Source organism: Azospirillum sp. A29 (assembly GCF_042604625.1).
Taxonomy (GTDB): Bacteria; Pseudomonadota; Alphaproteobacteria; order Azospirillales; family Azospirillaceae; genus Azospirillum; species Azospirillum palustre.
In genome coordinates this window covers 38,600-62,500 of record NZ_CP170464.1, presented here as the reverse complement: position 1 = coordinate 62,500, position 23,901 = coordinate 38,600, and the positions used below count along the sequence as shown (strand labels likewise).

20 protein-coding genes (1 of these 20 running past the window's edge) are annotated in these 23,901 nt (G+C 68.5%); 9 read left to right on the top strand and 11 right to left on the bottom strand.

The window, feature by feature from the left end:
- Positions 1–724, bottom strand: the start of a protein-coding gene (locus ABNQ38_RS12415; RefSeq protein WP_377807679.1) for a transketolase. It extends 1,688 nt beyond the left edge of the window; 724 of the gene's 2,412 nt are visible here — the first part of the coding sequence; its start codon is at positions 722–724; its stop codon lies off the left edge, out of view.
- Positions 725–857: 133 nt separating this feature from the next.
- On the opposite strand from ABNQ38_RS12415, the gene ABNQ38_RS12410 reads away from it, so the two are divergent.
- The gene (locus ABNQ38_RS12410) at positions 858–1,340 is read left to right on the top strand and encodes an Lrp/AsnC family transcriptional regulator (RefSeq protein ID WP_377807678.1); all 483 of its coding nucleotides are present in this window, start codon (positions 858–860) and stop codon (positions 1,338–1,340) included.
- A 7-nt stretch (positions 1,341–1,347) separates the two neighbouring features.
- Here the strand turns inward: ABNQ38_RS12410 and ABNQ38_RS12405 are convergent, their stop codons facing one another.
- Positions 1,348–2,628, bottom strand: a complete 1,281-nt coding sequence (locus ABNQ38_RS12405) for an MFS transporter (protein WP_377807677.1) — start codon at positions 2,626–2,628, stop codon at positions 1,348–1,350.
- 28 nt (positions 2,629–2,656) lie between these two features.
- Positions 2,657–3,436 (bottom strand): SDR family NAD(P)-dependent oxidoreductase, encoded by a 780-nt coding sequence (locus ABNQ38_RS12400; protein ID WP_377807675.1) that lies wholly within the window; start codon positions 3,434–3,436, stop codon positions 2,657–2,659.
- 723 nt (positions 3,437–4,159) lie between these two features.
- Between ABNQ38_RS12400 and ABNQ38_RS12395 the strand changes: the two genes are divergently transcribed.
- The 8 genes from ABNQ38_RS12395 (at position 4,160) to ABNQ38_RS12360 (ending at position 14,551) form a co-directional block, all read left to right on the top strand.
- Positions 4,160–8,266 carry a Pls/PosA family non-ribosomal peptide synthetase gene (locus ABNQ38_RS12395; RefSeq protein WP_377807674.1) on the top strand — a complete coding sequence of 1,369 codons (4,107 nt, stop codon included), beginning with the start codon at positions 4,160–4,162 and terminating at the stop codon, positions 8,264–8,266.
- 254 nt (positions 8,267–8,520) lie between these two features.
- Positions 8,521–10,146 carry a fumarate hydratase gene (locus ABNQ38_RS12390; protein ID WP_098738346.1) on the top strand — a complete coding sequence of 542 codons (1,626 nt, stop codon included), beginning with the start codon at positions 8,521–8,523 and terminating at the stop codon, positions 10,144–10,146.
- 155 nt (positions 10,147–10,301) lie between these two features.
- Complete coding sequence (locus tag ABNQ38_RS12385) at positions 10,302–10,544, top strand: type II toxin-antitoxin system CcdA family antitoxin (protein WP_377807673.1); 243 nt, start codon at positions 10,302–10,304, stop codon at positions 10,542–10,544.
- Positions 10,541–10,858, top strand: a complete 318-nt coding sequence (locus tag ABNQ38_RS12380; RefSeq protein ID WP_377807671.1) for a CcdB family protein — start codon at positions 10,541–10,543, stop codon at positions 10,856–10,858. The genes ABNQ38_RS12385 and ABNQ38_RS12380 overlap by 4 nt, the downstream gene beginning before the upstream one ends.
- Positions 10,859–10,865: 7 nt before the next feature.
- The gene (locus ABNQ38_RS12375) at positions 10,866–11,546 is read left to right on the top strand and encodes an RluA family pseudouridine synthase (RefSeq protein ID WP_377807670.1); all 681 of its coding nucleotides are present in this window, start codon (positions 10,866–10,868) and stop codon (positions 11,544–11,546) included.
- A 93-nt stretch (positions 11,547–11,639) separates the two neighbouring features.
- Entirely contained in the window at positions 11,640–13,121 is a 1,482-nt protein-coding gene (locus tag ABNQ38_RS12370; protein ID WP_377807669.1) for an ATP-binding protein, read from the top strand.
- A gap of 86 nt (positions 13,122–13,207) precedes the next feature.
- On the top strand, positions 13,208–13,906 hold the full coding sequence (locus ABNQ38_RS12365; protein WP_377807668.1) for a pirin family protein: 699 nt from the start codon (positions 13,208–13,210) through the stop codon (positions 13,904–13,906).
- Positions 13,907–14,020: 114 nt separating this feature from the next.
- Positions 14,021–14,551, top strand: a complete 531-nt coding sequence (locus ABNQ38_RS12360) for an arsenate reductase ArsC (RefSeq protein ID WP_376961116.1) — start codon at positions 14,021–14,023, stop codon at positions 14,549–14,551.
- 7 nt (positions 14,552–14,558) lie between these two features.
- Here ABNQ38_RS12360 and ABNQ38_RS12355 read toward each other — a convergent pair whose 3' ends face one another.
- The 8 genes from ABNQ38_RS12355 to ABNQ38_RS12320 form a co-directional block, all read right to left on the bottom strand.
- Positions 14,559–15,581: a TIGR01620 family protein gene (locus ABNQ38_RS12355; protein WP_377807667.1), complete on the bottom strand. Its 1,023-nt coding sequence runs from the start codon at positions 15,579–15,581 to the stop codon at positions 14,559–14,561.
- A complete protein-coding gene (locus ABNQ38_RS12350) occupies positions 15,578–16,960 on the bottom strand; it encodes a YcjX family protein (protein WP_377807666.1) in 1,383 nt (460 codons plus the stop codon). The genes ABNQ38_RS12355 and ABNQ38_RS12350 overlap by 4 nt, the downstream gene beginning before the upstream one ends.
- 271 nt (positions 16,961–17,231) lie before the next feature.
- Positions 17,232–17,693: a hypothetical protein gene (locus tag ABNQ38_RS12345; RefSeq protein WP_377807665.1), complete on the bottom strand. Its 462-nt coding sequence runs from the start codon at positions 17,691–17,693 to the stop codon at positions 17,232–17,234.
- A complete protein-coding gene (gene pelG, locus ABNQ38_RS12340; RefSeq protein WP_377807664.1) occupies positions 17,690–19,069 on the bottom strand; it encodes an exopolysaccharide Pel transporter PelG in 1,380 nt (459 codons plus the stop codon). Before pelG ends, ABNQ38_RS12345 begins: the two co-directional genes overlap by 4 nt.
- A gap of 1 nt (position 19,070) precedes the next feature.
- A complete protein-coding gene (gene pelF, locus ABNQ38_RS12335) occupies positions 19,071–20,630 on the bottom strand; it encodes a GT4 family glycosyltransferase PelF (RefSeq protein WP_377807663.1) in 1,560 nt (519 codons plus the stop codon).
- Entirely contained in the window at positions 20,627–21,784 is a 1,158-nt protein-coding gene (locus tag ABNQ38_RS12330; RefSeq protein ID WP_377807662.1) for a hypothetical protein, read from the bottom strand. Before ABNQ38_RS12330 ends, pelF begins: the two co-directional genes overlap by 4 nt.
- Positions 21,781–23,196 carry a GAF domain-containing protein gene (locus ABNQ38_RS12325; RefSeq protein WP_377807660.1) on the bottom strand — a complete coding sequence of 472 codons (1,416 nt, stop codon included), beginning with the start codon at positions 23,194–23,196 and terminating at the stop codon, positions 21,781–21,783. Before ABNQ38_RS12325 ends, ABNQ38_RS12330 begins: the two co-directional genes overlap by 4 nt.
- Positions 23,193–23,879, bottom strand: a complete 687-nt coding sequence (locus tag ABNQ38_RS12320; protein WP_377807658.1) for a hypothetical protein — start codon at positions 23,877–23,879, stop codon at positions 23,193–23,195. The genes ABNQ38_RS12325 and ABNQ38_RS12320 overlap by 4 nt, the downstream gene beginning before the upstream one ends.
- Positions 23,880–23,901: the final 22 nt, after the last annotated feature.

Below are 23,901 nucleotides of genomic sequence, written 5' to 3'. Positions count from 1 at the left end.
GCAGCCGCTCGCCGCCCGGCTCAGTGAACGCCTCCTGCATCAGGGTGCCGTATTTCAGGATCACCACGTCCCAGCCGAAGGCGCGGAAGATGTTCTCCAGCCGCTCCCACAGCCCTTCGCGGATCACCGCGTCCAGGCTCTGGCGGTTGTAGTCGACGATCCACCAAGTGTTGCGCACGCCATGCTTCCAGCCCTCCTGCAGGGCTTCGAAGATGTTGCCCTCGTCCATCTCGGCGTCGCCGACCAGCGAGACCATGCGGCCTTCCGGCAGGCCGGGCGCCCAACCCTTGGCCTTCAGGTAATCCTGGACCAGCGAGGCGAAGAGCGTCTGCGCCACCCCCAGCCCGACCGAGCCGGTGGAGAAATCGACGTCGTCCACGTCCTTGGTGCGGGACGGGTAGGACTGGGCCCCCTTGTAGCCGCGGAAATTCTCCAGTTTCTCCCGCGTCTGGTTGCCCAGCAGATACTGGATGGCGTGGAAGATCGGGCTGGCATGGGGCTTCACCGCCACCCGGTCTTCCGGCCGCAGGGCCGAGAAATAGAGCGCCGTCAGGATGGTCGACATCGAAGCGCTGGAGGCCTGATGGCCGCCGATCTTCATCCCGTCCAGGTTGGGGCGGACATGGTTGGCGTTGTGGATGGTCCAGGACGCAAGCCAGAGTACCTTGCGCTCCAGCTCTGCCAAGCAGGCGAGATCGGCGGAGGACGGCTGGTTCGCGGTCATGGGTCTGCTCCCAAACGCAGGTTTATGATTGGAGCAGCCTATCATTTGTGACCCGGCAGATGCTTGCGAAGTGGCGCCGGCCGCGGTTGCGCTTTAGCATCGGATGCCAGGATAACCCGGGAAACGGCATCTCATGCCAAAACAGCCCCTCGACCGCATCGACCGCAGGATCCTGTCCGCCCTCCAGCAGGACGGCCGCCTGCCCAACAACGAACTGGCGGAGCGGGTCGGCCTGTCGCCCTCCCCCTGCCTGCGCCGGGTCAAGGCGCTGGAGGATGCGGGCGTGATCGCCCGCTATGTGGCGCTGGTCGATCCGGCCTCCGTCGACCTGCCGGTCAACATTTTCGTCAGCGTCAGCCTGGAGCGGCAGGTCGAGGCGCGGCTGGATGGATTCGAGGCGGCGGTGATGGCGCGGCCGGAGGTGCTGGAATGCTACCTGATGACCGGCGACGCCGATTACCTGCTGCGGGTGGTGGTGCCGGACCTCGCCAGCTATGAGCGGTTCCTGAAGGAGCACCTGACCCGCATCCCCGGCGTCGCCAACATCCGCTCCAGCTTCGCCTTGAAACAGGTGCGCTACCGCACCGCACTGCCGCTGGAGCATCTGGGAGACTAAGCCCGCATCAGTCCGCTGCCGCCACCGGCTTGGCGCGGCTGCCGACCAGCGGAACCAGCACCGCCGCGAGCAGGCACAGCGCGCCGGCGGTGGCGAAGGCCGGCAGATAGGTCTGCAACGCGGTGCGCGACAGGCCGGCGCCGAAGGCCGCGCTGGCGGCACCCAGCTGATGGCCGGCGAAAATCCAGCCGAAGACCAGGTTGGCGCGCTCCCGGCCGAAGCGCTCCGCGGTCAGGCGCACGGTCGGCGGGACGGTGGCGATCCAGTCCAGCCCATAGAAGACGGCGAAGACCGACAGGCCGTACAGGGTGAAGTCCGAATAGGGCAGATAGAGCAGCGACAGGCCGCGCAGGCCGTAATACCAGACCAGGAGCCAGCGGTTGTCGTAGCGGTCGGACAGCCAGCCCGACCCGACGGTGCCGACGAAGTCGAAGATGCCCATCAGGGCCAGCAGGCCGGCCGCCTGCACCTCCGGCACGCTGAAATCGACGCAGAGCGGGATCAGGTGGGTCTGGATCAGGCCGTTGGTGCTGGCACCGCAGATGAAGAACGTCGCGAACAGAACCCAGAAAGCCCGCGTCCCGGCCGCATCGCGCAATGCTCCCATCGCAGCCGACAGGATTGCACCGGCCGGGACGGCGGGAGTCGCGGCCCCGACCTCGCCGAAGGCGGACAGGCCGAGATCGGCAGGGCGGTCCCGCATCAGCGCCAGCATCGCCAGGGCGGCGACGGCGATGAGACCACACAGCAGGGCGATGGCGGTGCGCCAGCCATAGGCCTCCGTCAGCATCGACAGCAGCGGCATGAAGACCAGCTGCCCGGTGGCCGAACTGGCGGTCAGCAGCCCGATCACCAGCCCGCGGCGGGCGACGAACCAGCGGGTGGCAATGGTGGCGCCCAGCACCATGGCGGTCAGGCCGGTGCCGAAGCCGACGACGAATCCCCACAGCAGGATCAGTTGCCAGACCTCCTGCATCGCCAGCGAGGCCAGCAGCCCGCTGCCGACCAGCGTCAGCGAGGACAGCACCATGCGGCGGACGCCGAAGCGGTTGATCATCGCGGCGGCGAAGGGCCCCATCAGCCCGAACAGCAGCAGGCGGATCGCCATGGCGGTGGAGATGTCGGCGGTGTCCCAGCCGAACTCGCGCTGGAGCGGCAGCAGCAGGACGCCGGGCGCGCCGACCGCCCCGGCCGACACCAGCATGGACAGGAAGGTGACGGCGACGACGACCCAGGCATAGTGGATGTCGCGCCGTGCCAGGACGGCGGCGAGAGGGGTGGACAGCATCGGCTGGGATCTCCGGTGGCTTGCCTGTTTATTGAGCGGTCACGCCGCCGTCGATGTTGATCGACTGGCCGGTGACGAAGCCGGCGGCGTCGGAACAGAGCCAGAGCACCGCCGCCGCCACCTCCTCCGGACGGCCGACACGGCCGACGGGATGGCGCGGCCCCATCACCGCCTCCACCCGCTCGGCGCCGCCGAAGGAGGTCTGGGTCATCGGCGTCTGGATGATCGCCGGGCAGACGGCGTTGACACGCACGCCGAAGGACGCGACCTCGATGGCCGCGGTGCGGGTCAGCCCCTCCACCGCCGCCTTGCTGGCGGAATAGGCGGCGTTGCCGGCCATGCCGATCTGCCCCAGCACCGACCCGGTGTTGACCACCGCGCCGCGGCCCTGGCGCAGCATGATCGGCAGCTCATGCTTCAGGCAAAGCCAGACGCCCTTCACATTGACGGTCAGCACGCGGTCGAAAGCGGCCTCGTCCATATCGGTCACCGGGGCGACCTGATGGATGCCGGCATTGTTGAAGGCAGCGTCGAGGCGGCCGTGGTCGCGCTCGATCCGCTCGAACAGGGCGGCGACCTCCGCCCCATCTGCCACATCGGCCGCCACGAAATGGCCTGTGCCACCGGCACGGCCGATCAGTTCAACCGTCTCCAGCCCCTCTGTCTCGCGCCGGCCGGTGACGATCACCGTTGCCCCCGCTCCGGCAAAGGCCAGCGCCGTCGTCCGCCCGATCCCCGACGTACCGCCGGTGACCAGGGCGACCCGCCCGCTCATGTCCGCCCCGGTCGTGTTCATCGCAACGCTCATGGCCCTCTCCTGTCCTTCATACGGCTTGTGCGCGCCGGCCGGTGCCGGGCGATATTGATGACGATCATCATCAATTTTGATTTGGATGATGTCCATAATGAAAATGGCGGGCGAGCCCGGTTTCCCGGAGCCCCAGCCATGCGCCCCCCGAATGGCGCAACGCCGCAATCGACACCACATGTGCGCGGAACGGACGGGAACCGCGGAGAACCGGTGGCCACGGGCCGTGAACGCCCACCCATTCGGGAGGCTTATTCTGGTCTTGGTTGCGACACCGCCCAACAGCGGCAACCGGAACTGCGCATGGCATCCACCACGCCGCAAGTCACCGGTCCGCGGGTCCTTCGGCAGGGCATGTGATGGCCCCGACACAGGGTCCTTCCCTTCGATTCAGCTCCACAAGGATAAGCTTGACCCTTGCCGCACAACGGATCATGAAGGGCCGAACATGCCCATCCATGTATCCGCATGTATCCGGTGGCGTCGGGGCTTCCTCTTTCTTTCGGTCGGGCGAATGTTTCTTTCGCGGCGCTTGGGCAGCCCAAGTCTTGTCCTCTCCCATCGGTACGGGTGCCGCCACGCCCAACGGCAAGCATTCGTTAACCATAAAGCGCCACAACTTGCGAGCGGCCCATTGCCGCGTTCAGCCGACCGCCGGGACCGCATGCCGATCGGGTCCGTTTGGCGCCACCGCGCTGATTCCTTTTGGAAGGCTGACACAGCGTGACTCTGCTGACTGCGCGGGCCAACGGCCCGACCGATGTTTCCCCTGCCGGTCAATCGACGATCTCCGCTCCGTGGACCGCCACTCCGACGGTCCCGACGCTGAGCGGCCGGGTCGATCCGTCCCTTCTGCGCGACGAGCTGTTGTCCGACATCCCACAGGCGACCGCCGCGGCGCATCCGGACCGCACGGCCATTGTCTATGAAGGCCGGCGCGTCACCTATGCCGAGCTGGACGCGCGCGCCAACCGGGTCGCCCACGGCCTGCGGGCGCGCGGGATCGGCCCCGGCTGCTTCGTCGGGCTGTGGATGGCGCGGTCGCTCGACCTGCATGTCGCGCTGCTGGGCATCCTGAAGGCCGGCGCCGCCTATCTGCCCTTCGATGCCGATGCCCCGGCGGAGCGCGTGGCGGTCAGCCTGACCGACTGCGCCGCCCCGGCGATCCTGATCGATCTGGTGACCGGCACCAAGGCGGCGACGCTGGCAGCAAGCGGCGCCGACGTCCAGGTCCTGCGCATCGGCGATGTGCTGAGCGACAGCGAGGAGCCGTTCGACCTGCGGGCCGACGGGGTGACGCCGGACAGCCCGGCCTACGCCATCTACACCTCGGGCTCGACCGGCAAGCCCAAGGGCATCGTCATCAGCCACCGCAACATCTGCCATTACCTGCGCGCCGCCAACAGCGTCTACGGCATCACCGCCGACGACGTGGCGTTCCAGGGCGCCTCGGTGGCCTTCGACCTGTCGCTCGAGGAGATCTTCGTCCCCTACCTGGCCGGCGCCACCCTGTGGGTCGCCAGCCGCCAGGTTCTGGACGAGGCCGACCGGCTGGCCGACGTGCTGACCGAGGCCGGCGTCACCGTGCTGGACACCGTCCCCACCCTGCTGGCGATGCTGCCGAAGGACATTCCGTCGCTGCGCGTCGTCATCCTGGGCGGCGAGGCCTGCCCGCCGGCCGTCGCGTCGCGCTGGTGCCGGCCGGGCCGGCGCCTGTTCAACAGCTATGGCCCGACCGAGGCGACCGTCGTCGCCACGGTGGCCGAGGTCCATCCCGACACCCCCGTCACCATCGGCCGCCCGATCCCCAATTACACCTGCTATGTGGTGGACGAGGCGTTGCAGCCGGTGGCCCCCGGCACCCAGGGCGAGCTGCTGATCGGCGGCCCCGGCGTGGCCCAGGGCTATCTCGGCCGGCCGGAGCTGACGGCGGAGAAGTTCATCGCCAACCCGTTCCGCTCCGGTACGCAGGATCCGCTGCTCTATCGCTCCGGCGATGCGGTCAGCGTCGATGCCGACGGCAACCTGCGCTTCCATGGCCGCATCGACGATCAGGTGAAGATCCGCGGTTTCCGGCTGGAGCTGGGCGAGATCGAGGCGAAGCTGACCGACCTGCCGGGCGTCGCCCAGGCAACGGTGGTCCTGCGCACCGACAACGGGCTTGACCGTCTGGTCGCCTTCCTGGTCGCGCAGCCGGGTGCCTCCCTCGACAAGACCGCGCTCCGCGACGCGCTGCGGGCGCAGCTGCCCGCCTACATGGTGCCCGCGCACTATGAGCAGGTGGCGGAACTGCCGCGCCTGACCTCCGGCAAGGCCGACCGCAAGACGCTCCAGGCGATGGCCCTGACCGCGGATGCGGGTGCAGGCGAGCAGGAGGAGCCGCGCAGCCCGACCGAGGCGACGCTGCTGGATGCCGCCCGCCGCGTCTTCCCCGGCCAGTCGATCCCGCTGGAGGCCGACTTCTTCCTCGACCTGGGCGGCCATTCGCTGCTGGCGGCGCGCTTCGTTTCGGCGGTGCGCGAGACCGCCGGGCTGTCCGGCCTGACCCTTCAGGACGTCTATGGCGCCCGCACGCTGCGGGCGATGGCCGAGCGGCTGGACGCCAAGGCGCCGGCGGGTCACGGCGCCAAGCCGGCCGACCTGTCCTTCGATCCGCCGCCGCTGGCCCGCCGGCTGCTGTGCGGACTGGCCCAGGCCGCGGCGCTGCCGATCATCCTGGCGCTGATGACGGTGCAGTGGCTTGGCGTGTTCGTCAGCTACATGCTGCTGTCCGGCGAGGATGCCGGAATCCTCGGCGAAATCACCACGATGTTCGGCGTCTACGTCGTCATCAACATCGCCACCGTCGTCATCGCCGTCGCGGCGAAATGGCTGATCATCGGCCGGACCAAGCCGGGCCGCTACCCGCTGTGGGGCGTCTATTATTACCGCTGGTGGCTGGCCCAGCGCTTCATCGCGCTGGTCCACCTGAAGTGGTTCCAGGGGTCGCCGGTGATGCGGCTGCTCCTGCGCGCACTCGGCGCCAGGGTCGGCGCCGACGCGATGATCGGCGAGTTCGAATCCGGCGCCATCGATCTGGTCAGCATCGGCCGCGGCGCCTCGACCGGCGGCAAGGTCAAGATGGCCAATGCCGAGGTGATCGGCAACGAGCTGGTGATCGGCACCATCGAGATCGGCGAGGACGCCTACATCGGCACCTCCTGCGTCATCGGCCACGACGCCGTGATCGGCAAGAGCACCGAACTGGCCGACCTGACCGCGCTGGCAGCCGGCACCCACACCGGCGATTATGAACAGTGGGACGGCTCGCCCGCCCGCAAGGTCGGCAATGTCGACCGCGCCGCCCTTCCCGAGGAACCGCGCGCCGGAGTCGTCAAGCGCGCCGCCCAGACGCTGATCTATCTGGTCGCCCTGGTCGGCCTGCCGCCGGTAGCTCTGATCCCGATCTTCCCGGCCTTCTACCTGTTCGACAAGCTCGACGCCTGGATGGGCGGGGTGTTCAAGGTCAACTACCTCTACTATGTCCCCGCCATCGCCTGGCCGACCGCCATGTTCCTGGTGGCCTTCACCGTGCTGCTGATCGCCGCCATGCGCTGGATCGTGCTGCCGAAGGTGGAGGCCGGCTCCTACTCGGTCCACAGCTGGTTCTATGTCCGCAAATGGGTCGTGGCGCTGGCGACCGAGGTGATGCTGGAAACCCTCAGCTCGCTCTACGCCACCGTCTACATGCGGGCCTGGTACCGCCTGATGGGCGCCAAGATCGGCCGTGACGCCGAGATCTCGACCAACCTCGCCGGCCGCTACGATCTGGTGGAGATCGGCGAGAAGTGCTTCATCGCCGACGAGGTGGTTCTGGGCGATGAGGACATCCGCCGCGGCTGGATGCATCTGCAGCCGGTGAAGACCGAGGCCCGTGTGTTCGTCGGCAACGATGCTGTGGTGCCGCCCGGTGCCTGCATCCCCACCGGCACGCTGATCGGCATCAAGTCCAAGCCGCCGGCGAACGCCGAGATGCAGGCCGGCGACACCTGGTTCGGCAGCCCGCCGATCAAGCTGCCGGTGCGCCAGAAATTCGACAACGTGTCGGCCAACTGGACCTTCGAGCCGTCGCGCGCCCGCCGTCTGGGACGCGCCGTGTTCGAGGCCTTCAGCCTGTCGATGCCGTCGATGCTGTTCATCACCTTCGGCACCTTCGCGGTGGAGTTCTTCGCCCCCGCCATCCTCGACCAGCGCTGGGGCGACTTCGCCTGGCAGTTCCTGGCGGTCAGCGTCGCCATTCCGGCGGCGATGGTGATGGTGGTGGCGCTGGTGAAATGGCTGCTGATGGGCCGCTATGCCCCCACCATGAAGCCGATGTGGTCCTGGTGGGCCATGCGGACCGAGGCGGTGGCCGTGCTGTACTGGGGTCTGGCCGGCAAGGTCCTGCTCGACCATTTGCGCGGCACGCCGATGCTGCCCTGGGTGCTGCGCATTTTCGGCACCAGGTTCGGCCAGGGCGTTTACATGGACACCACCGACATCACCGAGTTCGACTGCGTGTCGGTCGGCGACTATAGCGCAATCAACGCCCTGTCGGCCTTGCAGACCCACCTGTACGAGGACCGCGTGATGAAGGTCGGCCGGGTGTCGGTCGGGACCGGCGTCACCGTCGGGGCCGGCGCGACGGTGCTCTATGACACCCATGTCGGCGACTTCGCCCGCCTGGGCCCGCTGACCCTGGTGATGAAGGGCGAGGAAATCCCCGCCCACGGCGAGTGGGTGGGCGCTCCGGCCGAACCGGCACCGCAGGCCCATGCGGCGGTCGACAAGCGGGTGAAGGCGGCGGCGTAACAGCCGGCGTCAGTGACGGGAAGAAAAGGCTGGTATTACCATTGCGGTGTACCAGCCTTTTCTTTTTCCTGTCTTCGGCCCTTCATTCATCTGACGACAAACCGTCGCGCGCCGTTCTTCCCGCCGATGGTTGTTTACGTCCCGTAGCGGTGTATAAGGGGGGCCGAGCGCGGCCTGCCCCCTTCGCGCGCCCGGCCGGGCGCGTCCCGCGGAGGCGAATGGCGGCCGTTGGATCGTCATGAAGGAACGCCCCAATGCCCGACGACATCGCCTCAGCCCGCGGCCTGTTTCCGCTCGCCAAGGACGACACGACCTACCGCAAGCTGACCTCGGATCACGTCTCGGTCGTCGAGTTCGACGGCGAGCAGATCCTGAAGGTCGAGCCGGAAGGTCTGCGCCTGCTGGCCGAGGCTGCCTTCTCCGACATCAACCATCTGCTGCGGCCGGGCCATCTGGCCCAGCTCGCCAAGATCCTGGACGATCCGGAGGCGTCGGCCAACGACCGCTTCGTGGCGCTCGACCTGCTGAAGAACGCCAACATCGCCGCCGCCGGCACCCTGCCGATGTGCCAGGACACCGGCACCGCCATCATCATGGGCAAGAAGGGCCGCCGCGTCTGGACCAAGGGCGGCGACGAGACCGCTCTGTCGGAAGGCGCCCGCGACGCCTACCTGAAGCGCAACCTGCGCTACAGCCAGCTGGCGCCGATCTCCATGTATGAGGAGAAGAACACCCGCAACAACCTGCCGGCGCAGATCGACATCTATTCCGAGGGCGAGGACTATTACAAGTTCCTGTTCATGGCCAAGGGCGGCGGGTCGGCCAACAAGACCTTCCTGCATCAGGCCACCCCGTCGGTTCTGGCGCCCGACCGGCTGCTGAAGTTCCTGGAAGACAAGATCCGCTATCTCGGCACCTCGGCCTGCCCGCCCTACCATCTCGCCATCGTCATCGGCGGCCTGTCGGCGGAGCAGAACCTGAAGACGGTGAAGCTGGCCTCGGCCCGCTATCTCGACAATCTGCCGACCGAGGGCGGCGAGGACGCGCATGCCTTCCGCGATCTGGCGATGGAGGCCGAGGTCCACAAGCTGACCCAGAACATGGGCATTGGCGCCCAGTTCGGCGGCAAGTATTTCTGCCACGACGTCCGCGTCATCCGCCTGCCGCGCCACGGCGCCTCGATGCCGATCGGCATTGGCGTGTCCTGCTCGGCCGACCGTCAGGCGGTGGGCAAGATCACGCGCGACGGCATCTTCCTGGAGCAGCTGGAGACCGATCCGGCCCAGTATCTGCCGGAGATCGGCGACGAGCATCTGTCGGGCGACGTCGTCAAGATCGACCTGAACCAGCCGATGGAGCAGATCCGCGCCACGCTGAGCCAGTATCCGATCCGCACCCGCCTGTCGCTGACCGGCCCGCTGATCGTCGCCCGCGATCTGGCCCATGCCAAGCTGCGCGCCCGCCTGGACGCCGGCGAGCCGCTGCCCGACTATTTCAAGAACCACCCGATCTACTATGCCGGCCCGGCCAAGACGCCGGAAGGCTATGCCTCGGGCTCCTTCGGTCCGACGACGGCCGGCCGCATGGACAGCTTCGTCGACCAGTTCCAGGCGGCCGGCGGCTCCATGGTCATGCTGGCCAAGGGCAACCGCAGCGCGGAAGTGACGGCGGCTTGCAAGCAGCATGGCGGCTTCTATCTCGGCTCGATCGGCGGTGCCGCCGCCCGTCTGGCCCAGGACTGCATCAAGAAGGTAGAGTGCGTCGAGTATCCCGAACTCGGCATGGAAGCCATCTGGCGCATCGAGGTCGAGGACTTCCCGGCCTTCATCATCGTCGACGACAAGGGCAACGACTTCTTCAAGGAGTTGAAGCTCGCCTGATCAGGGCTGACGGGACGTGAGGGGAGCGGTGCCTTGCGAGGGGCGCCGCGCCCTTTTTCCTGCCCGCTTGCGGGATGGCACCGGGGGCGCCTATCTTCATCGCATTGGGATCTGGGCATCGGGATCGGGCCATCGGAATCGGGAAGGACTTTGCAATGGACGGTGTCTATGACCGGCGCGCGCCGAAGCGGGACATCACCTTGTCGCTGGACGAGGACATCCTGCAACGCGCCCAGTCCCTTCCCGGCGACCTGTCGGAACGGGTCGAAAGGATGCTGGCCGACGAGGTGGCGAAGGCGGATCGTGAACGTCGCCTGGATGACGTGATCGACGCATGGAACCGCTTCGATGAAAAACATGGATCTTTCGCGGACCAGCATGTCGACGACATCTTATGAGCCAGTTCGATGTCCACAGAAACATCGGGGCGGGCCGTCAGACGACTCCTTTTGTGGTTGTCATTCAATCTGGAAGGTTCGATAGAGCACTGAGCCGCGTCGTCGTTCCAATGATCGACAAGCGCGCGGAGCCTCCTATCGACCCCCAACTGAATCCGTCTTTTGAAATCGATGGACGCTCGGTGGTTCTTCATCCGCTACAGACCGTGACGGTCCGCACCGAACGGCTCGGCGAGAAAGTCTGCTCCCTCGCCGACGACAGCGACCGCATCATCGCCGCCATCGACCTTTTGATTTCCCGTGCCTGGGGATGAGTAGCCCGTGACACCCGCCCAAATCCAAGACCGCATCCTGTACCGCGACGGGCTGATGCTGATCCTCGACAAGCCCGCCGGGCTGCCGGTCCATGCCGGACCCGCTGGTGGGCCGAACCTGGAGCGGCATTTCGACGCGCTGCGCTTTGGCTTCCCCAAGCCGCCGTCACTGGCCCACCGGCTGGACCGCGACACGTCGGGCTGCCTGATCCTCGGCCGCCATGCCAAGGCGCTGCGCAAGATCGGCATCCTGTTCCAGAACGGCAAGGTCGATAAGACCTATTGGGCGGTGGTCGCCGGCACGCCGCCGCAGGAGTCCGGGCGGATCGAGCTGCCGCTCGCCAAGGTGTCCAACAAGACCGGCGGCTGGCGTATCGTCGGTTCGCCCGACGGCCAGGCGGCCGTGACCGACTATGTCGTGCGCGGGCAGGCCGATGGGCTGACCTGGCTGGAACTGACGCCGCACACCGGCCGGACCCACCAGATCCGCGTCCATTGTGCCTCCATCGGCTGCCCGCTGATCGGCGACCCGCAATATGGCGGGCCGGACGGCAAGCCGCTGCACCTGCACTCCCGCGCCATCTCGCTGCCGCTCTATCCCAAGCGCGATCCGGTGGGCGCCGTGGCCCCGGTTCCGCCTCACATGCGGGCGGCGCTGGAAGCCTGCGGCTTTACCGAAGCGTCATAGCGTCGCCGCCACGCTCTGGCCTTGCTGCGGTGCGGCAGGCTGCCCCATGATCGGTACCGGCATTGGGGCGATCACAGCCCGGGGGACGAGCGCATGATACCGATCGGCACGACGACAGCCCGTTGGATGACCCTGCGCTACGCCCTGGCGCTGACCTTGATCGCGCTGGGCACGCTGGCCGGCTTCGTCATGACGGAGCGGGTGATCGGCCAGCACGAACGCATGCTGGAGGTCGTCAACGTCTCCGGCCGCCAGCGCATGTTGTCGCAGCGGACGGCCCTGCTGGTGGAGCAGTTGAAGAGCGCCACCGATCCGGCGGTGCGCGCCGATCTTGCCCGGCGGCTGGAGGAAGCCACGGGCATGTTCGAGGCCACCCACCGGCGCCTGAGCGGCCGGGCCGGGCCAGAGGAAGGCCCGCCGTTGGGTCCGCCGCCGCGCGACCTGTTCTACAGCGGCGCCGACCCGCTCGACCCGGTGGTGACCGGGCATATCGTCGCCTTGCGCCGCGTCATCGCCGCCGCATCCGCTGGCCAGCCGCCGAACCCGGCCGAAGCCGACCGCATCACCGCCCAGGCGCTCGGCCCACTGCTGGACCGGCTGGAGGAGATGGTCGCGCTCTACCAGGAGGAGGGCGAGGCGGGCTTCCAGACCCTGCACCGCCTGGGATTGGCAGCGCTGCTGATCACTCTGCTGATCCTGGCGGTGGAGGCCCTGGCGATCTTCCGGCCGATGACCCGGCAGGTGCGCCGGCAGTTCACCGAAATCCTGCGCATGGCGGAAACCATCGAGCGGGCCAACGCCACGCTGGAACAGCAGGTGCGCGAACGGACGGCCGAACTGCACACCGCCAAAACCGCGGCGGAGCAGGCGCACCGGGCGAAGTCCCGTTTCCTCGCCCATGCCAGCCATGACCTGCAACAGCCCCTGCAAGCGATCGGCATGTTCACGGGCATGCTGGAACGCCAGCCGCAGAGCGCCAAGGCAGCGGCCCTGCTGACCGACCTGAAGGCGGCGCAACGGTCGATGCGCGACCTGTTGAATGCCATCCTCGACATCTCCAAGCTGGAATCGGGGGTGGTGTCGCCGAAGCCGGCCGACCTGCCGCTGTCCCCCCTGTTCGACCAGCTCGAAGCCGAGTTTGCCGGACAGGCGGAAGCGAAGGGGCTGCGGCTGCGGGCCATCCCGACCGATGCGGTCGTGCGCAGCGATCCGGCCCTACTGGAGCGGATCGTCCGCAACCTGATCGCCAACGCCATCCGCTATACCGAAAGCGGCGGCGTGCTGGTCGGCTGCCGCGCCCGTGGCGACACGCTGTGGATCGAGGTCTACGACACCGGCCGTGGCATCGCCGAACCCGACCGCCAGCGCATCTTCGAGGAGTTCGTCCAGCTCGACCGTCCCGACCGCGACCGCAGCGAGGGCATCGGTCTCGGCCTCGCCATCGTCGAGCGCCTGGCCCGGCTGTTGGGGCATCCGGTGACGGTGCGGTCGGTGGAAGGGCGCGGAACCGTGTTCGCCGTGGGCGTGCCGCTGGTAGGGCGAGATTGTCGCGCCATAGGGAACGATCTGATGTAAACGCGCTGGATTGTTCGAATTGCCGTCCGGTGCCAAATTCCCCTCCAGACAAGGGCACACACCCCAACGGTACGGAGGGTTCAATCATGATCACCATTCGCCATCGCGACGAGCGTGGGGTCGCCAACATGGGTTGGCTGAACAGCAACCACAGCTTCTCGTTCGGCCATTACTTCGATCCCGGCCATATGGGCTTCCGCGCCCTGCGGGTCATCAACGAGGATCGGGTGATCCCCGGCGCCGGCTTCCCCACCCATGGGCATGCCAACATGGAGATCGTCTCCTATGTGCTGAACGGCGCGCTGGAGCACAAGGACTCCATCGGCACCGGGTCGGTGATCCGTCCCGGCGAGGTCCAGGTGATGAGCGCTGGCCGCGGCATCCGCCACAGCGAGTACAATGCGTCGGACACCGAACCGGTGCATTTCCTCCAGATCTGGATCCTGCCGGAGGCCAACAATCTGGCGCCCGGCTACCAGCAGGCGGATTTCCCGGCCGAGCAGAAGCGCGGCACGCTGAAGCTGGTCGGGTCGCGTGACGGCCGCGACGGCAGCACCGTCATCCATCAGGATGTCGATCTGTACGCCACCCTGCTGGACGGCGAGGAAAGCGCCACGCTGCCGCTGCGCCCCGGCCGCCATGCCTGGGTCCAGGTCGCCCGCGGCTGGGTCCATCTGAACGGCACCCTGCTGAAGGCCGGCGACGGCGCAGCCCTGTCGGACGAGGAGGCGGTGACGCTGGACCGGGCTTATGAGGCCGAAGTGCTGGTCTTCGACCTCGCATAAGGTGTCAGGCTTGACATAAAAGCTTGATTTGAACCGGGAGCGGGGCGGACGGCACAGTGCCGCCGTCCCGTTCCCGCCGACACCCTGCCGGCGGGCCGAACCCTGGGGTTGGCGATGACCGAGCAGAAAACCTACAATGCCCTGTTTCTCTGCACCCACAATTCGGCGCGCAGCATCATGGCGGAATGCCTGATGCGGCGGTGGGGCGCCGGCCGCTTCCACGCGTGGTCGGCCGGCAGCCATCCGTCGGGCCAGATCAACCCGCACACGCTGGCGACGCTGAAGGCCTTCAACCTGCCGACCGACGGTCTGCGCTCCAAAAGCTGGGACGAGTTCTCCCGGCCGGATGCGCCGGCGCTGGATTTCGTCTTCACGGTCTGCGATCAGGCCGCAGGCGAGATGTGCCCGGTTTGGAACGGAACGCCGCTGACCGCCCATTGGGGGGTCGAGGATCCGTCGGCCGCCAGCGGGACGGAGGACCGCATCCGCATGGCCTTCCGCCGCACCTATGTCGAGCTGGAAAGCCGCATCAAGATCTTCGCCAGCCTGCGGGTGGAGCAGCTGGACCGGCTGACCCTGCAAAGTTCGCTGCATGCCATCGGCACCGTCCATGGCTCCGAAGCTGACGCGATGGCCGACGCCTGAGGTCGCGTCATAGAACCTGCTTGGGCAAGGACAGCAGCTCCTTCCTGATCCGGTTCAGGCTGGGACGGTTGTCCGGGCCGAAGGCGATGGGGCGGCACAGGTGCATGGCGGTCAGCCCGACCCGCGCGGTCAGCAGGCCGTTGATCACCCCCTGCCCCATCCGTGTGGAAATGGCGGCGGCGAGCGACCCGCCCAGCGCCTCCACCGCGACATGGTGGGCGCTTTCCGCCACCCCGGCGACGGCGATGTTGGCGAGCATCCGGCGCAAGAGGCGCAGCGAGCCGACATAGCCGGGCCGGGCGCCATAGAGGGCGGCGATCTCCCGCACCAGCTTCAGGTTGCGCCAGAGAACCACCGCGAAATCCAGCAGCGCCGCCGGGCTCAGCGCGGTGGCGACGGCGGTGTCGCGCGAGGCGCGCAGCACCCGCTGATAGGCGGCACGGTCGAGCGGGCTCAGCACCTCGCGATCGAGCAGCCGGACCACCTCATGCTCGTCATGGGCGTCGGTGACATGGTCGCGCACGCGGGCCAGCGCCGGGGCCAGTTCCCGCCGGTCGGCATAGAGCGCCACCAGCGATCCGGCGAAACGGTCGGCCCGGCCGCCGGGGGTGTCCAGTTCCATCCGGCCGGCCTCGGCCCGCAGTTCCTCGATGCGGCGCAGGCGGCGGAGCGACAGCAGCTCGGTCACCAGCATCGCCAGGGCCGCGATGCCGGCGGTGGCGGCCAGCAAGCCGACCAGCACGCCCAGCGCAAGGCTGGTGGCGAAGGCGCGGGCCAGCAGGTCGGCGGTGTCGAACCCCAGCGCCACCAGAACCAGCGCCGCCAGCGCCCCGAACAGCCAGCGCCCCAGCCTGCGCGTGGTGCGCACCGGAGTTGCGGGCGCTGGCAGCAGGTCGGCGGGATCGCCGGAGCCGGTCAGCAGGGCGGTCTCCTCCTCCGCCGGCACCGGCGCGGCGCGGTCGAGGTCCAGTTCCATCGGCGGAACCCAGCCCGGCGATGGCCTGCGGGGGACGGTCTCGCGCTCCGTCACGTCAGATAGTCCCCGAGAAGGAATTGCAGGGCCTGGTCGACGCGGATGTGCGGCAGGCCGCGCGGGTCGCGGCCGAGGTCGTCGGGCGGGCGGAAGGCCAGGAAGTTGTAGGGACGGTCGCGGCCGGGCGGGAAGGCCTCCGCATCCTCCGGGATCTCGCCGGGGAACAGCACGGTCGGACGGTCGCGCCCGACCGGCACGCCGCGGACGCAGCGCAACTGCCGGCCCTCATGCTCCGTCACCACGCTTTCGGTGCATTTCAGCGCGGCGATGGCCATGGTCTCGACCTGGGCGCCTTCGAAGCGGATGGCGTTGCGGGCGTCGCCGACCAGCCGGTCGAGCAATGCCCGCAGCTGGGCATGCTGGTGGGCGGCGATGTGGTCGGCCTTGGTCGCGGCGAACAGCACGCGGTCGATCTTGCTGCCGAACAGCCAGTCGAGCCAGCCCGACGAACCGTGGCGGAACGGCTCCAGGCTCAATTCCAGCGCCCGCTTCATGTCGGCCATCCCGGCGGGGCCGGCATTCAGCGCGCCCAGCACATCGATCAGCACGATCTGGCGGTCGAGCCGGGCGAAATGCTCGGCGAAGAAGCGGCGGACGACGTTGGTCTTGTAGGCCTCGTACCGCTCCTCCATCAGCGCCCACAGGCTGCCACGGCCTCGCTGGGACCCATGCAGGGGACAGAAGGTCAGCAGCGGCGCGTCCTTCATGTCGCCGGGTTCGACGAAGCGGCCGGGCTGGATCAGGCTGAGCAGCGTGTCGGCACGGCGGCAGGCATGGAGATAGTCGGTGTAGAGCGCCGCCCCACGCCGCGCTGCCTCCTCCTCCGCCGGAGCGGCCGGGTCGATGCTGGCGAGCCAGCCGCGCCAGGAGGCGGACAGCTCGTCGCGCGGCGGGCGGGCGGCGAGTTCGAGTGTCTGGGTGCTCCATTCCGCGAAGCTCTGGCGCAGCAGCGGCAGGTCGAGCAGCCATTCGCCGGGGTAATCGACGAGGTCGACATTGAGCGTCGCCATCGGCTGCACGGTGCGCTTCAGCGCCGAATCCGGACGGTAGCGCAGCGACACGCGCATCTGGCCGATGCCGCGCGTCGGCTCCGGCCAATGGGGATCGGGGCCGGTCAGGGCGGCGAGATGGCCTTCGAAATCGAAGCGCGGCACGTCGGGATCGGGCTGCGGGCGCAGCCGCGCCGCCTGGAAGCGGCCGGACGAGACGACATCCATGAAGGGCAGCCGCCCGCTCTTCAGCAGATTGTCGACGATGGCGGTGACGAAGACGGTCTTGCCCGCCCGCCGCAGCCCGGTGACGCCGACGCGCACCGTCGATTCCAGAAGAAGCCGGCTGCCGGCGTCGTAGAGGCTGTTCAGGTCGGGAATGCGCACGGGCGGTCGTTCACGTCTGGCCGATGACCGGCCCTATATGGGGTCGCCAGGGCGGGATGCGAGAGGGAGCGGGATGCGACGTTTGGAACAGCGTGAAACAGTTTTCGGGGGTGTGTTCACTGTTCCATCCGGGCGGCATCGGCGAGGACCTCAGAGAGTGGGCACCGGTGAGAAAGCTACCATGGATGCGGGGACGCGGGTAACGGCGGGATGAAAAACGGCAAGGGGATGCATGCAGGCGACCGCCCTCTCCCGGGGCGGGAGAGGGAACTCACCCCCCAATGTAATGCGGCATCAGCTTCGCCTGGTCGCCGATCCAGACCTCGCAACGGCTGTCCTGGTTGCGGAAGAAATAGGTCTTGCCAGGCTGGCGGCGATTTTGCGGATCCACCAGATTGGCGCCGCCGGAAAAGGCCACCCCATAGCGATAGTCCGGCGACGCCGCCCAATAGAGTCCGTCGATCTGTTGCAGGAAGGCGCCGCGCTGGCACAGGTGCGACAGGGTGCGGTCCCGCATGGCGAGGCCGTTCAGGCCGTTGGGCAGCTTGTAGACCGCCCGGCTCTCGGTGCGGCGCAGGCGCGGCTCGTGGCCGGGCGGCGGCGGTTCATAGGCGCGGAAGGTCGGACCCAGATGGCCCGGTTGGGTGCGGTCGGTGCGCAGCACCTCCTGCGCCCCGGCAGCGGCCGGAACCAACGATGCGGTCAGCAGCAGAGCGGCGAGGCGGCGGGTCATCGCACCGACGGGTTGTTGGCGACGAAGGCGAAATAGGGCAGCCGTCGCACCGCGTCCGCCACCATCAGATAGGCCGCCGCGAAGGCCAGCAGCGAGCTGAGGAAATAGCCATAGCCGTACCACGGAAAGCCCATCCGGCTGAACAGCAGGGTGAAGCCGGCATTGGCCGCCAGATAGACCAGCTGCACCGTCAGGTTCCGCCCCCGCAGGTCGAAATAGGCCAGGATCACCGTGCAGAACAGGAACAGCACCTGGAAGAAGGCGCCCAGCACGCCGAAGCGGAACATGCCGATCTGCTGATATTGCAGGCCGAGGGCGCCGATGATGCTTGGGGCCAGGAAGATGCAGACCGCACAGACCGCCCCTTGCAGGATGATCAGGTTGCGGCTGCTGTCGAGCAGGGCGGCGATGATGGCGCGGTGGTTGCGAGCGATCTGGTCGTAGGTCGCGTGCTTCTGGATGTCGCGGTAGAAGCCCTGGTAATGCTCGAAGAAGCGGGTCTCGATGTTCACCGTGAACAGGGTCAGCGCCGGCAGCGTCGTCAGATAGGCGATGAACATGGCGCCGTCATAGGCGCTGTAGATCGCCATGGCGCCGGAAACCAGCTCGCGTTCCGGCGCAAACCACATGATCCACTTGTCAGTCCAGACCGCCGCGTTGGCGAACAGCCCGATCAGCGCCAGATCGGCGTATTTGCGGAAATAGCCGAGGAAGTCGAACATCCGGCCGACCGGGTAGGGGTATTCAGCCAGCACCCGCGCGATCAGCCCGAACTGGATCACCGCCAGCCCGGCGGAGAACCCCCAGACCATCCCGGCCGCGCCGAAGCGGTCACCCAGCAGGATCGCGCCGGCCAGCCCCGCCGCCATGCCGACGCCGAAGGCGACGGTGACCGCCAGATAGTCCTTCAGCGCCGACAGGAAGATCGACACCACCCAGATGCCGCAAACCAGGAAGAAGTTCACCAGCCCGCCCAGCATCAGCGGCAACGGCAGGCCGCTGAACAGCGGGTAGAAAGGTCCGGCGGTCAGCCCGGCTATGGCATAGGCCAACCCCAGCGTCGCCAGCAGCATGCCGGGTGCGGCCTCGACCTCCTTGGCATAGATGGCATCGGCGAGATAGCGGGTGGCGACCAGCACCAGCGGCCCGGTGAAGACCACCGAGAAGCAGAAATTGTAGATCACCACGACGCGGAACAGCGTCAGCTCCTCCACCCCGACCAGATCGCGGCCGAACAGCGTGATGCCGGCCAGCGCCAGGATGGTGAACATCCAGGGACCGGAGGTAATGAAGGCGGAATGGGCATAGCCCTGCAACACGCCGAGCAGGTCGTCGCGCCGGGCAAGCCGGCGGAGGGCGAAGCCGATGCCGGCCATCTCAGGCGGCTCCCTTCAGGCCGATGGCGTCATGCTCCGGAAGAAGCCGGGTCGGCATGGCGATGTGCTCGTCGTAGATGGCACGGTAGACGCGGTCGATGGCGACCTTGTCGTAGGACTGGGCGACGCGCCGGGCGATGGCCTGGGCGCAGCGGTCGCGCCACGCGCGGTCGAGCAGCAGGGCGCGCAGTTCCCGCGCGGTGTCGAGCGGGCTGGCCAGCGACGTCACCGCCCCGCCCGGCCCCAGCGACGGCACCTCGTCCGGGCGGCCCATCAGCAGCTCGGAACAGGAGCCGACGTCGGTCGCCACCGTCGGCACGCCCGATGCCCCGGCCTCCAGGATCACCAGCGGCTGCGCCTCGCTGACGCTGGTCAGCGCGATGGCGTCGATTTTGCCCAGCCAGTCGGTCAGCCGGACCCGCCCGGCGAAGATCACCGTCTGCTCCAGCCCCAGATGCTTCACGATGCTGCGGCATTCCTCGACATAGCCGGGATCCTCCTCCAGCGGTCCCAGGATCATCGCCTTCAGGTCGGGGATGTCCTCGCGCAGGATGGCGGCCGCCCGGATATAGGTCTTCACGTCCTTGATCGGCACGACGCGGCCGATCAGGGCGATGGTCGGCGGGCGTGGTGCCGGGTCGCGCTGCACCTGGGAATAGCCGGCATAATCGATGCCGTTGGGCACGATCGTCAGCTTGGCCGGGTCGGCGCCCTGGCGGCGCTGGAACTCCTGGTTTCCGCCGTACAGGGTGATGATGCGGTCGCAGGCGTCGTAGCAGGCCTTGGAATAGCTGGCGAAGGTGTCCAGCCACAGATCGCGCAGGTCGCGCTTCTTCCTGTCGAGCGCCAGCGAGGTGTCGGCCCCCTCGAACAGCCATTCGGCCATCAGGATCTCGATGCGCCGTTCGTTGGTGTAGATGCCGTGTTCGGTCAGCAGCGCCGGCCGGCCGGTTTCCAGCCGCGCCCGCGCGGCGAACAGCCCGGCATAGCCGGTGGAGACGGCATGATAGACCCCAGCCTGCGGCATAGGCACCAGCAGCGTGGCGAACAGCCCGCTCATCAGCGCCCGGCTGCCCCAGAAATATTCGAGGAAGGAGGCGTCCGGCAGGGCGGCCCTGCACATGCGCACCACCATCTGGAAGGCGTCCTCGGAATTCAACAGCGCCCGCTTGCCGATCCGGCCGCGCCGGGGGGCCAGCAGCCGCAGCACCTCCGCCACCTCGGCCAGCCCTCCCCCCTGTTGCAGGCGGGCCAGCGGCTTTTCCAGCTCCTTCAGCAGCCGGCCGGTGCCGGGCTGCCAGCGCCAGCCGGCGGGCGGATCCTGGAGATAGACATGGGTCAGGCCGGTGACGTTGGGCGGCAGCTCATAGGCAAGCTTCCGGGCGCTGCGGTCGGCGACCAGGGCCACGATGTGGAAGGTCAGGTCGGAATGGGACCGGATCAGGTCATGGGTCCAGGTCGACACGCCGCCCGCGACATAGGGATAGGACCCCTCCATCAGCAGGCAGACATCCGCCCTGGGGGCGTGGGGCGCTTCCGGCAGGGATGGGGCGCGGTTCATGCGGCCAGCTCCCGTCCGGCGCTGCCCGCGGCGGCCGGCGCATCGTCGCGCCACACATCGTCGCGCCACAGGGCGAAGACGTCGCGCAGCGTGTCGGGCAGTTCCGCCCCGTCACCCAGCAGGTCGGGCCGCCGGGCCGGCAGCGCCCGCAGATCGGCGAAGCGGCCGAGCCGGAACAGGCTCTCGGCATACCAGAACAGGATGCGGCGGTCCGGCGTGCGGTCGATCATCGGCTCCAGCCTTTCGGCCGCCTCCGCCGCCAGTCCGCAGCGCAGGAGCAGCCGGCCCAGGTCGTGGCGGATGCCGTCGTCGCCGGGTGCCAGATCCAGACTGTGCCGGTAGCCGTCCAGCGCCTTGTCGCGGATTTCCGCCTCGCGGTTGGAATCGAGCAGGCCGCAGAAGGCATAGTCGTCGAGATGGCGGGCGAGCCCTGCGAGGCTGGCGGCATCGTCGGGATGGCTGCGGGCGGCGTGGTCGAGCGCCAGCCAGCGCTCGTTGAACTCATGCTCCACCCGCGCGGTGGCGGTGGCGGCCTGGACGCGGACGGACGGGTCGGCGTCGGCGAGCCCGGCCTTCAGGGCGGGGGTGAAGGCGGGACGGAAATGGCGGGCGACCAGGGCGATCACCGCCTGCTTCTGCTGCGGCGAGCCGACCGACATCACGTCGGTGAAGGAGTCGCCGGCCACCAGATGGGCGTTCTCGCGTCCGGTCACGATCAGCTCGTACAGCTCCTGCGCCGGGCCGGTCTCGCTGTCGGGGAAGAGCGAGAGGTACCAGTCCTGGAAGCCGGTGGCATAGCGGCTGAACAGCGCCAGCAGCGCCGCTGTCATCAGCGTGCAGGCGGCACCCAGCGGCCCCAGCGGAACGATAGTGACCAGCAGCAGACCGGCCAGCCGCAGGTCGCGCCCGCGCCGCGCCCGGCTGCGCACCCACAGGCCGACCAGGGCGCAGAGCAGCAGATGCAGCGCCGCGGCGAGCGGTACGGCGAAGGGAACTCCGGTCAGGCCGGGCGCCAGCGCCGCGGCATCGAGCAGCCCGGCGGCCAGCGCCACCGCCGCCAGCTCGGCCGCGCCGGCGGCCGGACGCTCGCCCGCCAGCAGGATGGCGGGATCGGAAAGGTCCGGATCGGACAGGTCGGGGGTTGACTTGCTCATCCCGCCCCCACCGTTTGCCCGGCCGCGGGGGCCGGCGGATCGATGCGGCGGGTGACGAAGCCTATGGGGATGGTGGAGAGGCCGGCGGGCAGAGCCTCGCGCACCGCGCGCTCCAGCTTCGCCTCCACCTGCTTGGCGCCCTCCAGCGGCGTGCCGGCCAGGACCACGCCGAAGGACGTGCCCTGATGGCCGAAATCGCAGGCGAGGTCGGTGTCGCGCAGGCTGCCGCGCACCGCCTCGCCGATGGCGGCGGCGAGGTCGGCGCGCTGGGCCACCGACAGGCGCGACAGGCCGGAGGGGCGGATGGTGATGGCGGTGGTCTCGAAGCCCATGCGGCGGCCGAGCAGGGCGAGGAACTCCGCCTGCCGGCCAATGTAGCTGGAGGAATAAAGCGCCTCGTCGGTGAAGACCCGCTGTTCGCTGGCGGTGCGGTACCGGCGCGCCTTCGCCATCGCGGTGCCGATCCATTCGCACAGGATGCGGAAATTCTCGACCGTGTTGACGCTGAGGTCGGTGAAGCCCAGGCTTTCGATCTTGACCATGCCCAGCACCTCGCCGGTGTCGGCGCTGATCAGCGGGCCGGCCAGCACGCCTTCGCCGGCCAGGATGCGCTCGTCGTCGGCCCGGTTGACGCAAAGCTGGCGTTGGCGGGCGATCACGGTCTGGAACAGTGGCGTGCCGCTGTCGAACCAGCGGGCGTAGCTGTCGGTGTCGTCGTCCCAGCCCTCGTTCGTCACCGATTCCAGAACGTCGTTGTTCAGCAGGAACAGCGAGAATTTCTCCGGCTTCATGACAGTGCGGACAAGGTCGGCAATGCCCAGCATCACCTCGCCCTCGTCCAGATGGTCGATGGACTTGGCGGCCTGATAGAGGGTGAAGACGGTGCGCAGCTGGCCGGCGACGCGGGTCTCCAGGCTTTCCTTCACCGATTTCAGCGCGCGGTAGGAGCGGGTGATGGCCTCCGCCTCCTGCCGGGCGGCCTTAAGGCCGGCGCGCAGCTCCTCGCGCTCGCGCAGCTGGCGCATCCGCAGCTCGCCGAACAGCACGGCGGCGACCAGCCAGAGGATCGGCTCGCGCGTCAGGGTGAAGAGATGGTCGTAGAGGTCCTGGCCGATCCCGGCATCGGGCATGTTGCCGAGCCGCAGCGCCGCCGACGCCACCAGCGCCGCCAGCACGCCCTCGTTGGTGCCGTACTGGATCGCCAGCAGCAGGACCGGGATCCAGAAGGGATGCGGCTGCACCCCCTCGAAGCGCAGCCCGGCGCCGAGCCAGCCGTCCAGCCCCAGCGCCACGCCGAAGAACAGCAGCAGTTCCAGCAGGGCGACCGGCCGCAGGCCGAGCCAGCGGCGGGGCGATGCCGGAGAAGGAGCGGACGTGCTGGACTCGGCCATGCTGGGCTGGGGCGCGCTCATTCGCGGTGCGAATCGTTGGAATAGTCGCTTTCGGGCGCGGGCTTGGCCGGAGCGCCCCCGGAGGCCCCGGCCGGGATGGGAGAGGCGGCCACCACCGGCCGCAGGCTGTCGATCATGCGGGTCGCCACGCGCTGGGCGACGTTGTTGACGCTGTCGCGGCTGAAATAGCCGCGGCCGGCCTCCGACTGGCTGGAGGTCCAGAGGACGGTGCCGTCCGACACCCGCACCAGCCGGGCGTTGAGGCCGACCACCGGCTCCTCGCGCAGGCCATGCTGGTAGCCGTATTCCGACACGCTGCCGGCCAGCACCGCATCGACGCCCAGGGTCCGGCCGGCTGCCTGGGCATCCAGCGGGGCGGCGTCGGGCTGCCCGTCGGTGGAAGCGGAAGCAGCGGCGTCGGCAGCCGGCTTGCCGGCGGACAGACGGCTGCGGACCCGGCCGACCTCCACCGTCCGGAGGCCCTCGACGCCATAGAGTTCGGTGGAGACGATGTCGGCGGCGATCTGGCCGGCATTGGGGTGGTTGGTCAGATTCTCGAAGGGCAGGACGGCGACGGTCGAGCCGGCCGGCAGCGCCCCGCCCGGCTGGGCGAAGTCGCGGCTGTTGATCCGGCCGAAGCTGCACCCTGCCAGCACCACCACGGCCGCCAGCAGCGCCGCGCAGGCCCGCATGTCCTTGCCCATCTTTCCGGTCCCCGTCAGCCGC

Excerpts from the sequence above, each read along its gene's own strand:
- ABNQ38_RS12405 (WP_377807677.1), bottom strand. The coding sequence starts at position 2,628 with ATGCTGTCCACCCCTCTCGCCGCCGTCCTGGCACGGCGCGACATCCAC.
- ABNQ38_RS12400 (WP_377807675.1), bottom strand. The coding sequence starts at position 3,436 with ATGAGCGTTGCGATGAACACGACCGGGGCGGACATGAGCGGGCGGGTC.
- ABNQ38_RS12360 (WP_376961116.1), top strand. The coding sequence starts at position 14,021 with ATGACCGAGCAGAAAACCTACAATGCCCTGTTTCTCTGCACCCACAAT.
- ABNQ38_RS12390 (WP_098738346.1), top strand. The coding sequence starts at position 8,521 with ATGCCCGACGACATCGCCTCAGCCCGCGGCCTGTTTCCGCTCGCCAAG.
- ABNQ38_RS12365 (WP_377807668.1), top strand. The coding sequence starts at position 13,208 with ATGATCACCATTCGCCATCGCGACGAGCGTGGGGTCGCCAACATGGGT.
- ABNQ38_RS12320 (WP_377807658.1), bottom strand. The coding sequence starts at position 23,879 with ATGGGCAAGGACATGCGGGCCTGCGCGGCGCTGCTGGCGGCCGTGGTG.
- ABNQ38_RS12410 (WP_377807678.1), top strand. The coding sequence starts at position 858 with ATGCCAAAACAGCCCCTCGACCGCATCGACCGCAGGATCCTGTCCGCC.
- ABNQ38_RS12370 (WP_377807669.1), top strand. The coding sequence starts at position 11,640 with ATGATACCGATCGGCACGACGACAGCCCGTTGGATGACCCTGCGCTAC.
- pelG (WP_377807664.1), bottom strand. The coding sequence starts at position 19,069 with ATGGCCGGCATCGGCTTCGCCCTCCGCCGGCTTGCCCGGCGCGACGAC.
- ABNQ38_RS12345 (WP_377807665.1), bottom strand. The coding sequence starts at position 17,693 with ATGACCCGCCGCCTCGCCGCTCTGCTGCTGACCGCATCGTTGGTTCCG.
- ABNQ38_RS12325 (WP_377807660.1), bottom strand. The coding sequence starts at position 23,196 with ATGAGCGCGCCCCAGCCCAGCATGGCCGAGTCCAGCACGTCCGCTCCT.
- ABNQ38_RS12330 (WP_377807662.1), bottom strand. The coding sequence starts at position 21,784 with ATGAGCAAGTCAACCCCCGACCTGTCCGATCCGGACCTTTCCGATCCC.
- ABNQ38_RS12380 (WP_377807671.1), top strand. The coding sequence starts at position 10,541 with ATGAGCCAGTTCGATGTCCACAGAAACATCGGGGCGGGCCGTCAGACG.
- ABNQ38_RS12385 (WP_377807673.1), top strand. The coding sequence starts at position 10,302 with ATGGACGGTGTCTATGACCGGCGCGCGCCGAAGCGGGACATCACCTTG.
- pelF (WP_377807663.1), bottom strand. The coding sequence starts at position 20,630 with ATGAACCGCGCCCCATCCCTGCCGGAAGCGCCCCACGCCCCCAGGGCG.